This is a genomic window from Gordonibacter sp. RACS_AR49 (assembly GCF_030418435.1).
Lineage (GTDB): Bacteria > Actinomycetota > Coriobacteriia > Coriobacteriales > Eggerthellaceae > Gordonibacter > Gordonibacter urolithinfaciens.
In genome coordinates this window covers 58294-72260 of sequence record NZ_JAIUDM010000001.1, presented here as the reverse complement: position 1 = coordinate 72260, position 13967 = coordinate 58294, and the positions used below count along the sequence as shown (strand labels likewise).

Genomic DNA, 13967 nt, shown 5'->3' with positions numbered 1-13967 from the left:
GTTTCGAGGTTTTTCGAAATCCCCCGTAACCTTTCCCCCTTCCGGCGCGTCTAATGGGTGTCGACGAAAGAAGGAGGCTCCTGCGTGAACGAACTCGTACAACGCGCCCAGCAGGGGGACGACAGCGCCTTCATCCAGCTGCTCGAACAGCACAAGCTGGACCTTTGGAAGGCCGCATTGGCGGTGCTGGACAGCCCCGACGATGCGGCCGACGCGCTGCAGGAAACGGTTATGAAGGCTTGGCGGGCCATCCCGCGCTTCGAGGGCAGAAGCGCGGTGGGAACGTGGCTCATGCGCATCCTGCTGCGCGCGTGCTACGACATCCAGCGCAAGCGGCTGCGCGAGATACCGTGCGTCATGGACGGCTCGGGAGAAGGCTCGCCCGGCCCTCCGTCGGCGGATGCGCCCAGCGGCGCGGGGGAGGGGCGGAATCTTGAAGCCCCGCTCGAGCCCGATCGCGACCTGGTGCTGGACGTGCGCGGCGCCATGGGCCGCCTTCCGGCCGATGACCGCTGGGTGCTCGCGCTCTTCTACCTGGACGACTATCCCGTGAGCCAGATCGCCTTGGCCCTCGACCTTTCCGAAGGCGCGGTGTGCACGCGCCTGTCCCGGGCGCGCGACCGGTTCAAAGCGCTTTACCGCGAAACGAGGAACAAGGAGGTTGAAGTAGCATGAGCGATTTCAATAGCGGGCAGGGCGGCGGCGGGCCCGAGGCCCTGATTGACGATGAGCTGAGAAGCGCGTTGCAGCGGGCGTACGGCACTCGGCGTATCCCGGCGAAAGCCCAGGTGAAAATCGAGGAAGCCTACGCCCGGCTCAAGTCCGAGCCCCAGGAGCGGCCGTGCGCTGCGCCGGTGGCGACGGCGGGCGCCTCGCCGAGCGTCTCCGACGCGGGCAGGCGCACGCCGCCCATCCATGCGGCGCCCACCCCGCGCTCCGCGCCCGTGCGCCGTGCCGGCCAAGCGGGCGCGCAGGGGGGGAAGCGCGGCACCCGCGTCGCGCGCCGCGGCGTGGTCATCGCGGTGGCCGCCGTGCTCGTGGTGCTGCTGTGCGGCACGGCCTTCGCGGCCTCGCGCCTCGTGCAGATGCAGCCGGGCGACGCGCCGTTCTTCGACAGCGGCAAGAACCTGCCGATCTACGGGAGCCTGCAAGAGGGCGTGTCCAGCTTGAGCGCCGACGTGGGGCAGACGGTGGAGGTCGACGGCGTGAAGGTGACGCTCGACTCCGTGTCGTCCGACCGCAACATCGTGAACCTGTTCTTCACGCTGGAGAAGGAGGGCGGCTTCGACCTGACCGAGCAGGCGAGCTACGAGGGCTCGCAGGAGAGCGAGTGGGATCGCCTGCAAAGGCTGTCGCCGCGCTTCACCTATCGCCTCGCGAGCAACGGCAAGTCGATCGGCAGCGATTCCGTCTACCTTTTGGATGCCTACAAGGAGGACGGCAAGGTGAAGGTCATGCAGCGCATCGTGCCGGAGGCGACGCTACCCGACCAGGTGGACGTCGAGCTGGAAGGGTGGGCGACTTGGAGGCCCTACGAGGAAGGCGACGAGCCCTTCACCTTCGACTTCGGCCTCGACCTCGGCACGGTGGCCCAGCCGCGCGAGCTGGGCTCGCAGGATCTCACGTTCGCCACGAGCGAGGGCGAGAAGACCATGGGTATCGAGCGCTTCACGGCCTCCGAGCTGGGATGCGTGATGGTGGTGCGCAACGATGAGATCGAAACAATCGAGGAAAGCGGCCGTCCCATCTATAACGTGGCTGAAGGCTCCATCACGCCGTCCATGCTGAAGATCGCCGACGACCTAGGCAACGTGCTGACCCCGGTGGGCGCGGGCGACGGAACGGGGATCGATCCGGCCGGTGCGTATGTGGTGGAGCTGGCGGGCTTGTCACCCGATGCGACCAGCGTCACGTTCACGCCGATGATGCACGCGGCCGATTGGGAGTCGATGACGGACGAGCAGCGCGCAGCGATCAACGAGCAGAACGAGCGCACGGTGGACGTCTCGCAGATCGGGACCAAGCTGGAGACGAGCGAATACGGCGGCTACGAGCTGACGGGCTGGGATGTGGCGGACGGCACAGTGAGCATCTCTCTCAAGCCTTATGGATGGCAGGCATCGCTCGGCGGCGCGGCAGGCATGCGGCCCACGCAGCAGCCGACGCCGCTGTACGAGGAATGGTACGACGAGGAGACCGGGGAGAAGTACTGGGGCTACCACACGGCGGTCGGGTACCAGAAACACGATTACCAGACTGGCGAGCTGCTGCTGATCACCTCCTACTACGCGGCCAGCGACGAGGAGCTGCGCGGATTGACGGAGTACGAGTACCAGGCATCGTTCGGCGGGTATCGCGAGGAATCTGACGCGTCGCAGACGCTTTCCTTCTAGCGGCGAACCATGAGAACGGGGCTGCATCGCATTCGATACAGCCCCGTTCCCCCTTGGGTTGTATCCTTGGCGCGAACCGCTCGTTTTTCGGGTGGCGCATAATTCTCTTCCACTTGTCTCTCCGAAGGCCCTTCTTATCCTTGAGTAAATATATTAGCCTCAAATATATATACTTCCAATTAGAAATATCATAAAATTGGAATAATTCGGTCCTGGACCGTCGAGGATTGACAAAGGAAAGTCGAGGAGGGTCTCATGAATTCAAGATCGAAGAGTCATTGCCGCCCGAGGTTTGCGGGAGCGCTCTCGCTCGCCGTATGCCTGTGCGCCGTGCTGGCGGTCGGCATGCTCGTAGGGTGCTCGTCGCCCGCACAGGAAGAGGCTGATGGTCAGCCCGAACCGGCGGCTGGGAAGCCGCTCGATGGCAAGACGCTCGACGTCTACTGCGGGGCCGGCATGACCGACCCGTTCCAGAAGATCGCCGATGCGTTCCAGGCCGAGACGGGCTGTACCGTGAACGTCACATTTGCCAACGCTGCGCAGATTCAAACCCAGATCACCACCACCGAGCAGGGCGATTTCTTCATAGCCGGCTCGGCCGACGAGCTCAAGCCCGTCGAGGCCTTCGTCGAGTCCAGCACCGACCTGGTGAAGCACATCCCGGTGCTGGCCGTGCCCGCCAGCAATCCGCAGAACGTTGCCGGCCTGGCCGATCTGTCCGGGGCTTCGCGCGTGCTGGTGGGCGACCCCGAGTCCACCCCCATCGGCAAGATAGCCAAGAACGCCCTGACGAAGGCAGGCCTGTGGGATTCGCTCATGGCGGCGAACGTCCTCACCACCACGACCACTGCTCCGCAGATCTCCACCGCCTTGGCCAATGGCGAAGGCGACGCGGGCATCGTGTGGAAGGAGAACGTGAAGGGCGACGGGGTCAAGATCGTGGATACCCCCGATTTGGACGCCTTCGTTAAGACCGTGCCCTCCGCGCAGCTGACCTGTGCCAAGGATGCCGAGGCCGTGAAGGCGCTCAACGAGTTCCTTCAGACCGATGCGGCGTGGGACATCTGGGCCGCTTACGGCTACGAGCGAGCGTAGCCCCGTGGAAGCACGCGAGGCCGCCGCGGTGGGTACTCGGCCCGCCGCGGCGGGCCGCGAGCGGCGGCATCGCGGCCGGAAGCACGATGTGTTCTCGGGTGTTTCCCTGGCCGTGGCCACGGTGGTGCTGTTGTTCGTTGGCAGCGCCATCGTGGCCATCGTGGCCGGCGGCATCGCCCATTTCGGCGAGGCCGTCACCTCTGCCGAGGTGCTGTTCTCGCTTAGGATGAGCGTGGTCACGTCCAGCATCTCCACCGTGCTCTGCCTGGTGCTGGCGCTGCCGACCGCCTACGCGCTGTCGCGCACGAACATGCCGTTCAAACGCGTGGCCGAGGTGCTCATGGAGCTCACGCTCTCGCTGCCCTACATCCTGCTGGGCTTCGCCCTCCTGCTCATCTTCTCGTCGCCGTTCGGCAAGGCCCTCAAAGAGGCCGGGCTCGCGGTGGTGTTCGAGCCGACAGGCATCGTGTTCGCCCAGCTCATCGTGAACCTCCCGTTCGCCATCCGCATGGTGCGCACGGCGTTCGCCGACGTGAGCCCGCGCATGGAGTTCGTGGCGAAGACGTTGGGCGCTACGCCGGGCGACGTGTTCCGCACCATCATTTTGCCGCAGTGCCGTAACGCGCTCATCAGCACGTTCGTCCTCACCTGGGCACGCGGCATGGGGGAGTTCGGCGCCACGCTCATGCTGGTGGGTGTGACGCGCATGAAGACCGAGACGCTGCCGGGAAGTATCTATTTGAGCATCTCCACCGGCAACAACGAGACAGCCATGGCCACGGCCATGATCATGCTGCTGCTGTCGGCGGCGACGCTCGTGGTGGCGAACCTGCTGAACCGCCCGGTGGGGGCGACCCGTGTCGGGCCCGGCCGCAAGGCGGCGGGGAAGGGGGCTTGGCATGGCCGGAAGCATTGAGGTGCGGGATCTGCGCGTGGAGCGAGGATCGTTCGTGCTCGAGGTGTCCCGCCTTTCCGTTAGGCCACGCGAGGTGTTTGCCATCTTGGGATCCACCGGGTCGGGCAAGACCGTCCTCATGGAGTCGATAGCGGGCGCGTTCCCGCTTGACGGAGGGTGCATCCTTCTGGATGGCAAAGACGTTGAGTCGCTGCCTGTCCAGCAGCGCCACCTGGGCATCTTGTATCAGGACTACGCGCTGTTCCCGCATATGACCGTGCGGGAGAATATCGCCTACGGCCTGCGGATGAACGGCTGCCCGCCGCGCGAGCGCGACGAGCGCGTGCAGGCCATGCTCTCGTTGTTCGAAATCGGGCATCTGGCCGAACGGTATCCCGGTATCATCAGCGGCGGCGAGTCGCAACGTACGGCGTTGGCGCGCGCCTTGGTGTTGGAGCCGGAGATACTCCTGCTCGACGAGCCGTTCTCAGCGCTGGACCCGGCCACGAAGGAGCGCCTATACGCCACGCTGCGCGACGTCCATGCGCGGTTCGACTGCACCATCGTGTTCGTCACCCACGACTTCAACGAGGCCCGCACGCTGGCCGACCGCGTGGGCGTGGTGCTGGACGGCCGTCTGCGCGCGGTGCGGGAAGCCCGTGCCCTCTTCGAGCCGGAAGAGCTCGACCCTGACGTGCGGGCGTTCTTGGGCCTCGCCTGTGGTGACGGGCCTGCTCTCGGTCAGTCCATTGTTGCCGATGTTTCGCGCACGGTTGCCTGTGGGGCTAGTCCCGGGTGATTTGCCAGTTGCCTATATACGCGACACCAACAGCTGGTTATGGAAACCCTTTGCTCGGCGGCTTCTATTGCCACGCGCCGATGCTGCTCGGATGACATCCGCAACGCGTACTTGCCCGAGAAGGAGCGTCGGCCGAACGGGAGCGGTGGGCATTCGCCCCGCTCACACCGCTTTCCTTCTAGCGGCAACGCATGAAGAGCGGGCCCCTCGGCGAGGGGCCCGCTTCGTTTGCGCGCGTTCGCTTCGGCTACTTGCCGAGCACTTTCTTGATGCCCTTGGCGGCCACGACGGCACCGCCGCCAATGGCCAGCAGGCCGGGGCCGGGCAGGATGAGCATCGGCACGCCCACGAGCATGATCGCGCCGCCGACGGCCGTCTGCACGGCGCCGCCGATGCGGCTTGGCTTCTTCTTCCCGGAGGCAGGGCCTCCGTCGATGATGGTAGCGTTGACAGAGGCGGCCTGCGCGGCGTTCTTCCCGTACGACGGCGCGCGGAACGCGTCGCCGCCTGCAGGCCGTCCGCTCCGCGCGGCTTCGCTTGCGCTGGCGACGGGGCTGACATCGATGATGGGGCTGTGGTCGCTCATAGTCTCCTCGCTTATGGTGGGTGGCGGCTCGAAGCCGCGTGTTGCTTGCGATTATACGGGCAGCACGGAGCCATGCGCCTGGGGCGGGGTGCTGGCGACAGGTTCGTCACCGTTCGGTAACGTGTTGTTCGCGGGTTCTCCAAAGACAAGCGCCGCGTTTCGAATTCGCGCCGACGCTCGCGACGCTGCTGCAAAGTCGCCGATTTCGGCAGATTGACGGGCGAAAGACGCGACGAGCGGCATAGCGTCCCTCGCTGGCCGTTGTCCGACCAGGTGTTTTGCTTTACCTGCACAAGGCTCTGGCTGCAAAGGGGGCCCGCACGGCGAAGAGGCCGCCGAAATCGGCGATTTTGCAGCAGCCGAACGAAGTTTTGCGGCTCGTTGCGGGGGATACGGCCACCCTCAGTCGAATCCGACGGGCAGCCCGAGCTCTCTCCTAAGCCTGAGCTTGCGCGCGTGATGGTCGGGGAAGCTCATCTGCAATCGTTTGCCCAGGCGCTTGCGGATGGATGCGGCTATGGTGTCGGTCGCCAGCATGCTGTCGAGCTCGTCGTTGGTGACGCCTATGACGATCCATCCCATCGCCACCAGAGCGTTAGCCCTTCTCGAATCCCGAAGGCGGCTAACCTCTCCTTCGTGGTGCTCTCTGCTCTGGTACTCGACGTCGAGTTTGGCTTCAGGCCAGCATAGGTCACAGCGGAAGCTTCTCCTTCCGGAGATCGCGCGCGCCGCGCTGTTCGCGCTCACCTCGTAGTTCATCAGGGGGATGCCGAGTCCGTATCCTCCGCGTGACAGGGGCAGCCCGAGGATGAGCGCGAGCTTCGATTCGCGCGCGGAGGCCGATCCGTCGGCAAGGTAGGGTAGGATGCGCTGGACTTTGCGTGCTCCGCCCATCGAGGGGTTCTTCGTTACGTAGGTGCGTAGGGCCCGCGTGCTTGTCAGCGGTTCGACCTGGTAGGCGGATCGAGCGCCGGTCCGTTTGGTTTGGTAAGAGCCGCACATCTCCCATCCTAGCTCGAGCAGCGCCGTTTCACTCGCTTGTCGCGCCAGGTGAACGAAACTGGTTGCGGGCGCGGTGAGGGTCGTCTCGCGATCCAAGCGCAGGAGCGATCCGCTCGGCAGGGGATTGCCGTGCACATGCGGCTTGCAAGTCGGCGATGCTCGGCAGTTCGGGTTGCCGACGAGAACATGGGCGGGTTTCTCGAACCGCAGATCGGCATGCATCGTTTCCAGCAGTTCGAGCTTTCGCTGCAGCTCCCCAGCTCTCGGGGCGTGATCGGGCAGCGTGCGAGCCGCGCCCTTCTCGGGCGCCAGCATGCCCGGTTGAGCGGCTCGCAGGATTTGCAGGGCGGTGAGGTGCCCGAAGCAGATGCGCGCCGGTTTCGCGCGCTCCCGCCTGTCATAGGGGCGGAGACCGGTTTTCGGGATGGGGTCGCATGCGGCCATGCAAGCCTCCTAGCTCGTCGCGGGCTCGAAGGATCTTGCAGACGTGGGGAAGCGAGCGCATCGTTTCCGCAGCGGGCTCGTCAACGTGGGAAGAGCGCCTGCCTCGACTCTGGTTGGATGATTCTAGCACGTGCAAGCCGTCTGCGGCACGACGCTTCTTGCTGCAAAATCACCGATTTCGGCGGCCGTTGCTCATGGCAGGTTGAGGCTCGGCTTCTCCATTGACGACTGGCAGTGAAAACGCCTGTTCAGAAGAATGCTCTGAAGGCAATACGGGGCTGCTTCCGGAAAGACGGCTTTATGGGCGCCGAAATCGGTGATTTTGCAGCATTCGGTCGGGCGGTGACTGTTATCCGGGATGATGCAGCCTGCCTGCGGCTGCGCTCCGGCGCGCCCCGGGCGCGGCTCGGCCTCGGCAGCGGGCGGGCCGCGCACTTCAGGCGTGCGGTCGAATTCCGGCGTTGTGGACGCCGAAAGCGGCCATTTGCGATACACTATGGGTCAAGGTTTCATGTTCGCGTTTGAAGTTCGTAGGTTAGGCTCGACTGTGGTTCGCGCCTTGACGAAGACGGCAACGGCGTGGGCCACTCAACAGGAAAGTTGGTGGTCAACATGGCAGCTCCTGCTACCGAACACGTACGGAACATTGTGCTGGTGGGCCAAGACGGCGCCGGCAAGACATCGCTCGCCGAGGCGATGCTGCACGTCTCGGGCCGCACGCCCCGCATGGGCACGACCCACGACGGGAAGTCCTACCTCGACTACGACGAGGAGGAAATCCGGCGCAAGTTCACCATCGGCACGTCCATCGCTCCCATTCCCTTCAAGGACTACAAGATCAACCTGCTGGACACCTCCGGCCACCCCGACTTCATCGGCGACACGCTGGCCACCATGCAGGCGGCCGAGATGGCGCTGTTCGTGGTCGACGCCGTGGCGGGCCCGCAGGTCATGACCACCAAGCTGTGGCGCGAGGCCGAGGACATGCGCCTGTCGCGCGCCGTGTTCATCAACCACATCGACCGCGAGAACGCCGACTTCGACACCGCCATGGCGCTCCTGCACGCGCGCTTCGGCTCGCGCCTGGGCCCCGTGACTATCCCCATTGGCGTGGACGCGGACTTCAAGGGCGTCATCGACATCATCCGCATGAAGGCGCGCTACTTCGATCCCGGCAGCGACGCCGAGCGCATCGAGGACATCCCGGCCGACTACCTGGAGACGGCCCAGGCCGCGCGCGACAAGCTCTGCGACCTCGTGGCCGAGGCCGATGACGAGCTCATGATGAAGTACCTGGACGGCGAGGAGCAGCTCACGCAGCAGGAGTTGGAGCAGCTGCTTGACAAGGCCATCGCGCAGGAGCTGTTCATTCCCGTGTTCGTGGGCTCCACGATCATCGAGCAGGGCATCCAGGGCGTCATGGAGGACATCGCCACCTATTTCCCGCACCCGCGCCACCACGGCCGTTTCCGCCTGGCCAACGGCGAGGAGACGCTCGTGGACGAGACGGGCGAGCCGGCGGGCTTCGTGTTCAAGACCGTGTCCGACCCGTTCGTGGGACGCTTGAGCTTCATGAAGGTCATCTCCGGCGTGCTGGAGCCGGGCATGGAGCTGGTGAACGCCCGCACGGGCAAGAAAGACCGCCTGGGCCACCTGTACGTCATGATGGGCAAGGAGACCAACGATGTGAAGAGCGCGAAGGCAGGCGACATCATCGTCGTCCCCAAGCTCACCGAGACGCGCACGGGCGACACGCTGTCGAAGTCGGGCACCGTGGCCATCGACCCGCTGCCCTTGCCCGAGCCGCAGTACCCCGTGGCCATCGAGGCCGTGAACAAGAAGGACGAGGACAAGCTGGGCACGTTCCTGGCCCGCGCGGTGGAGACCGACCCCACCATCCGCGTCAGCCGCAGCGAGGAGACGCACCAGACCGTGGTCACCGCCATGGGCGACGCCCAGGTTGACACGCTGCTCGCACGCCTGAAGGAGCAGACCGGCGTCGAGGCGAGGCTCGTGGACGTGCGCATCCCGTACCGCGAGACCATCCGCAAGAAGGCCGAGGCGCAGGGACGCCACAAGAAGCAGACGGGCGGCTCGGGCCAGTTCGGCGACTGCTGGCTGCGCCTGGAGCCGAACCCCGGCGGCGGCTACGAGTTCCTGGACGAGATCGTGGGCGGCAAGATCCCGCGCGGCTTCATCCCCGCTGTGGACAAGGGCGTGCAGGACGCCATGGCCGAGGGCTTCCTGGCGGGCTATCCCATGGTGGACGTGAAGTGCGCCGTGTACGACGGCTCGTACCACTCGGTCGACTCCAACGAGATGGCGTTCAAGACGGCTGCGCGCATCGGTTTCCGCGCTGCGTGCGAGAAGGCCGACCCCATCCTGCTGGAACCCATGGCCAACCTGAACGTGACGGTGGGCGAGGAGTACGCCGGCGCTGTCATGGGCGATATCTCCACGCGGCGCGGTCGCATCGTGGGCACCGACTCCAACGATGCGGGCGAGACGGTCATCATGATGCGCGTGCCCTACGCCGAGGTGGTCACGTACACGAAGGACCTGCGCTCCCTCACGCGCGGCTCCGGCTCGTACACCTTGGAGCTCGAGGGCTACGACCCCGCTCCGGCCGACGTGACGAAGAAGCTCGTGGAAGCCTACCAAGCCGCCCGAGCTGCCGGCAACTAGCTTTTCCGGCCCGGTATCTGGCATGCAAAAGGCGCCGCCCCGAGTGGGTAGCGCCTTTTTAACGTGTGACGGGGGGGGGGCGGCGGATGGCGTCTCGTTCTCGCACGCTTGCGGCAAACGAGAGCTATCGGGGGAGCGAGGCGTTTCCCCCGACCCTCTGCCTCCCTCCGCCTCCTCCTACACTCCCGGATGCGCTGCCAGCCATTCCTCGCTCGGAGGGGTGTTTCGGCGGCATACCTGGTACCCATGCTCGGGATGCGCGCTCGTGCCCTTGCCGCAGGGGTAGGCGCACACGAGGCCGCTGTAGTTGCAGCGCAGGGGCTCGGGGCGCACGAGCGCCGTCAGGTCCTCGCCGCATTTCTTGCACAAGAGCGCCGCTCCGGCCGTCACTTCCGTGCGGTCGAAGATGGTGCACGTGCCGCAAGAGGGACACTTCCCCGACTTCTTGGGCGCGGGCTGGCATTTCCCGCACAGCGGGTTGCATATCCAGCAGCCTCCCGGCATAGTGGCCTTCCTTTCTGTCGTTGGGCTATAATATAATCCAATCGATTACGTTATGCTCTATACTAGGGTTATGACCGGTTCGGGCGAAGACGAGCGCGCCGAAGCGGGGGAGAGATCGTGCAGGTGGCGCGCACGGAAATTACCTGGAATCGCGCATATGCAACTATCAACCTAGCACGGGGCCTGGTGGGCTTTGTACCTATCGCAGTATGAAAATGAGCGGCTCTGGTACCGTGGGCTATAGGCCCTTCCGAGTAAAACGAGTAAGGTTTGAGAAGGACGAGTGAAGCGCTGCTCGTTTCTTTTCATCAGGGGGAAAGGGGCGTGCCGGATGACGCAATCAATGCCGGAACGATCAGAGGATAAGACTTCCCATGTGAAGACGTTGACGATGATCGGATTCAAGGTTCTCTTGAGCTGGCATTATCTGGTACTGTTCTCTCCCATATTTATCGGTGCGACCAACAACCCGTCTTTTTCCTTCTTTCTCGAGCGCCAGTTCACGCTGTATCTGACGCTTGCCTTGTCCTTCGGGGCGCTTGTCGGCGTAGGCCGCTTCTTCCTGAACCGCAACAAGACGGCTCCGTCCACGCTTCTGCTGGGCGCGGCGGGCGTGCTTGCCACGGTCGCCTCGGCGCTTTCGCTGGTTACGCTCTCGGCCGACATGCCGTGGCGCATCGCCTCGGTGGTGCTGCTGGGCTTTTCCGAGGCGTTCCTCATGTTCCTGTGGCTCCACTATTATATGGAGGCGGCGGCAGGGCATCTGTTCCGCTCGTTCGCGGTCGATATGATGGCCGGCGGCATCCTCGCGTTCCTCACGTGCAGCTTCGTGCCGCCGCTCAGCTACCTTGTGACGCTGTGCATGCCGGCGGTGGCCACCGTGTCGCTCATTGCGAACTGGCGCACCATCGAGCCGGTCGACGTGGCCGCTCGGACTCCGGCCGTCGTGCCGCCCCGCAAGAGCGTCCTGCGCCATTCGCTGAAAACGCTGCTGCCCACCACGGTGTACGCGTTCGTGTTCGGCCTGCTGCAGGGCGGGTTCATCAACAGCGGCGTCGCGCTGCTCATGGCGGGCAACGCCGTGGTGCTCGTGGGCATCGTGGTGGCGGGCATCGTCATCTTCTTCATACCCGAGGCGCCCGAGACGAACGCCGATATCGACACGATACACCGCTTCTCGCTGCTCTTCTTCGTCCTCGGCATCGTGGGACTTTCCTTCTTGGGCGGGGGGGGGGGGGTGCTCCTCGCATCAGAAACGGTTATCCTGGCAGGATTCAACCTGTTCGACTTCGGCGGCCTGATACTCGGCGTCGGGCTGGCGCGGCGGCTTAAGCCTGGATCGCTGCTGCTGGTCGACGGCGGCCGCGTGCTCGTCTACATGAGCTTGGCCGTGGGCCTCGTGGTGGGCAAGACCGTGGTCACGGGCCTCGGCGTGGCCGACCCCTCGCTCGTGCTCTACTCGCTGTGCGGGGCTGCCATCACCATGCTCGTGGCAACGGTGCTCACGCCGTTCCGCGAGCAGGAGCCCTTCGAGGCGCAGCTTGCCCGCATGACGTCCGACTCCGGCGCCGCTGCCCCCGAAGGTGCTGCGGCCGCAAAGAAAGCCGACGTCGCATCCGCCTCGGCCGCCGGCGCGCCCGCGCCCTCCGGCGCCGGGGCCGGCACCTCCAAGAAGGCCGCAGCCGAGCCGGCGCCCGACGCTCCGGCTTCCGCCTCGCGCGACGAGGACGCGCCGTCCAAGCCCGCACTGTCGTCGAAACCCTCCGGCGAGCCCAAGCGTGCCGACACGCCTTGGCGGCGCACGTGCCGCGGCATCGCCGAGCTCTACAAGCTCTCCCCGCGCGAGACGGAGATATTCTTCCTCATAGCCAAGGGCCGCAACGCCGAGTACGTCCAGCAGAAGCTGGTCATCTCCATGCATACGGCCAAGACCCACATAGCGAACATCTACCACAAACTCGGGGTGCATTCGTCGCAGGAGATGCTAAGCCTTATAGAGACGTTCCGAGAGGAAGACATCAAATCGCAAGAGCAGGACTGACAAGCCCATCTCGGCGCGCCGCGGCGCGCCGTTTTGCTGTCCATCTGGGGCGATGCGCCCCGCCAACCGTAAGGAGTACCCTATGCAAGAAACCGCACCCCAGCTCGACTTGAGCGCGTTTGCGCTCTCTTCGCACGACAGCGTGCATATCGTCATGCCGCCGCAGCCTGTCGCGACCGACGACGACATCGACGCGCAGCTGTTCGTGTACGTGGCCTCGGCCACGAACCATTCGCCCATCCGCTCCATCGGCGATTTGACCGACGAATGGGTGAAGGGCCAGTTCGACGGCATCAGCACCATGGCCGAGCTGCGCGCGGGCATAAAGCAGGACCTCGAGCGCCAGGGCATGGTGGCCTGGAACAACACGAAGTTCCAGAAGTGCTCTGACGCCCTCGTGGCGCGCCTGGAGGGCGAGCTTCCCGCAGATGTCGTCGCCGCGAACATCGAGGCTTCGCACGCGCAGTACGAGCAGCGCCTCAAGTCGTTCGGCTCCACGAAGGAGCGCTATCTGCGCGAGGAGCACCTCACGCCCGAGCAGTTCGAGGAGAAGCTGCGCGACGACGTGGTGTTCCAGCTGAAGCTCAACGCGGCGCTCGACAAGATGATCGAGGCCACGGGAACCGAAGTCGCGCCCTCCGAGCTCACCGAGTACCTGTCCACGGACGATCCCGATGCGTTCCTCGCGGAGATCGAGGCGAACGGCCGCATGGCGGACGCCCAGCGTGCCGCCGCCCGCGTCAAGGTCATGCGCAGCGTGGTGGACGCGGCCGTCGTCGAGACGGAAGGCGACGCCTCCGCCGCCTAGCCCCGGCTTCTATGCGCCATCCGGCGCTGCGGCTCGTGCCCCCGGCACCGGCTGCTTCGGAAGGGCCCGCATCGCGGGCCCTTTTGCTTGCTCGGGGGCTCATACCCCGTATCGTCCCCTTTGCATGACCGATTTACGTTTCCCCAGGTAAAAGCCTCGATACGTGCGTAGTAGTGAGTATGACTGCCAGTACTAGATCGTCCTTTTTCATACCCGCGAAGGTACTTTCGCCGATTTGCCGCATGGTAGCTTATGCGCTGTGAATGCACCCCAATGTATTTGCGAACAGACCTTGTCCACCGAGATTCAATGAGGAAGAGGAGGAACCACGATATGTGCTTCAGACCGCCGTCGTTCGACGAAATGATGAAGAAGTGCCCGTCTTGCGGCTCTTTCAACCCGCCCGAGAACGACAAGTGCAAGAAGTGCGGCACCGAGCTTCCCGCTGCGGATGCTGCCGGCACGGGCGCGAACGCCCCTGCCCCGAGCGCTCCCGGCGCCCCCAAGGCTCCCGGCGCTGCGCCGAGCGCCCCCAAGGCTCCTGGCGCGCCGAAGCCGCCGACTGCGTAAGCAGGAGCGGACCGATCCCCCCGGCGCCGCGGCTTGAGAGAGGCCGCATGCGCGCCGAGACAAGGATCATGCAGGTCTTTAAGAAACCCCGATACTCCGCTCGGAAGAGGAGACCGACGGACACGGGGAAGGCGGGAAGCGAGGT

Annotated in this window: 14 protein-coding genes; 9 read left to right on the top strand and 5 right to left on the bottom strand. The window is 65.0% G+C overall.

Going from position 1 to position 13967, the window contains the following annotated elements; all coding sequences use genetic code 11:
- Positions 1-84: 84 nt before the first annotated feature.
- The 5 genes from LB310_RS00305 (at position 85) to LB310_RS00285 (ending at position 5182) form a co-directional block, all read left to right on the top strand.
- Positions 85-675 (top strand): RNA polymerase sigma factor, encoded by a 591-nt coding sequence (locus LB310_RS00305; protein ID WP_301153955.1) that lies wholly within the window; start codon positions 85-87, stop codon positions 673-675.
- Entirely contained in the window at positions 672-2393 is a 1722-nt protein-coding gene (locus tag LB310_RS00300; RefSeq protein ID WP_301153953.1) for a DUF4179 domain-containing protein, read from the top strand. The genes LB310_RS00305 and LB310_RS00300 overlap by 4 nt, the downstream gene beginning before the upstream one ends.
- 255 nt (positions 2394-2648) lie before the next feature.
- Positions 2649-3488, top strand: a complete 840-nt coding sequence (gene modA / locus LB310_RS00295; protein ID WP_301153952.1) for a molybdate ABC transporter substrate-binding protein — start codon at positions 2649-2651, stop codon at positions 3486-3488.
- 4 nt (positions 3489-3492) lie between these two features.
- Positions 3493-4404, top strand: coding sequence for an ABC transporter permease (locus LB310_RS00290; RefSeq protein ID WP_301153951.1), 912 nt, complete (start codon positions 3493-3495; stop codon positions 4402-4404).
- Positions 4388-5182 carry an ABC transporter ATP-binding protein gene (locus tag LB310_RS00285; RefSeq protein WP_301153949.1) on the top strand — a complete coding sequence of 265 codons (795 nt, stop codon included), beginning with the start codon at positions 4388-4390 and terminating at the stop codon, positions 5180-5182. Before LB310_RS00290 ends, LB310_RS00285 begins: the two co-directional genes overlap by 17 nt.
- On the opposite strand, the gene LB310_RS15300 is transcribed toward LB310_RS00285, so the two are convergent.
- The 4 genes from LB310_RS15300 to LB310_RS00270 all read right to left on the bottom strand — a co-directional run bounded on the left by LB310_RS15300 (position 5125) and on the right by LB310_RS00270 (position 7709).
- Entirely contained in the window at positions 5125-5370 is a 246-nt protein-coding gene (locus LB310_RS15300) for a toxin-antitoxin system HicB family antitoxin (protein WP_367316796.1), read from the bottom strand. The genes LB310_RS00285 and LB310_RS15300 overlap by 58 nt on opposite strands.
- Before the next feature lie 59 nt (positions 5371-5429).
- Positions 5430-5768, bottom strand: coding sequence for a hypothetical protein (locus tag LB310_RS00280; protein WP_087191135.1), 339 nt, complete (start codon positions 5766-5768; stop codon positions 5430-5432).
- A gap of 402 nt (positions 5769-6170) precedes the next feature.
- Positions 6171-7214, bottom strand: coding sequence for a DUF559 domain-containing protein (locus tag LB310_RS00275; RefSeq protein WP_301153947.1), 1044 nt, complete (start codon positions 7212-7214; stop codon positions 6171-6173).
- A 192-nt stretch (positions 7215-7406) separates the two neighbouring features.
- Positions 7407-7709, bottom strand: a complete 303-nt coding sequence (locus LB310_RS00270; protein WP_301153946.1) for a hypothetical protein — start codon at positions 7707-7709, stop codon at positions 7407-7409.
- A gap of 117 nt (positions 7710-7826) precedes the next feature.
- Here LB310_RS00270 and LB310_RS00265 point away from each other — a divergent pair, with 117 nt between their 5' ends.
- Positions 7827-9899, top strand: coding sequence for a translation factor GTPase family protein (locus LB310_RS00265; protein ID WP_301153944.1), 2073 nt, complete (start codon positions 7827-7829; stop codon positions 9897-9899).
- Positions 9900-10076: 177 nt separating this feature from the next.
- On the opposite strand, the gene LB310_RS00260 is transcribed toward LB310_RS00265, so the two are convergent.
- Positions 10077-10403: a hypothetical protein gene (locus tag LB310_RS00260; protein ID WP_123674272.1), complete on the bottom strand. Its 327-nt coding sequence runs from the start codon at positions 10401-10403 to the stop codon at positions 10077-10079.
- A gap of 376 nt (positions 10404-10779) precedes the next feature.
- Here LB310_RS00260 and LB310_RS00255 point away from each other — a divergent pair, with 376 nt between their 5' ends.
- From LB310_RS00255 to LB310_RS00245, 3 genes are all read left to right on the top strand, one after another.
- Entirely contained in the window at positions 10780-12444 is a 1665-nt protein-coding gene (locus tag LB310_RS00255) for a response regulator transcription factor (protein WP_301153942.1), read from the top strand.
- An 82-nt stretch (positions 12445-12526) separates the two neighbouring features.
- Positions 12527-13252, top strand: a complete 726-nt coding sequence (locus LB310_RS00250; protein WP_162611550.1) for a hypothetical protein — start codon at positions 12527-12529, stop codon at positions 13250-13252.
- Positions 13253-13585: 333 nt separating this feature from the next.
- Positions 13586-13822, top strand: a complete 237-nt coding sequence (locus tag LB310_RS00245; protein WP_087191888.1) for a hypothetical protein — start codon at positions 13586-13588, stop codon at positions 13820-13822.
- Positions 13823-13967: the final 145 nt, after the last annotated feature.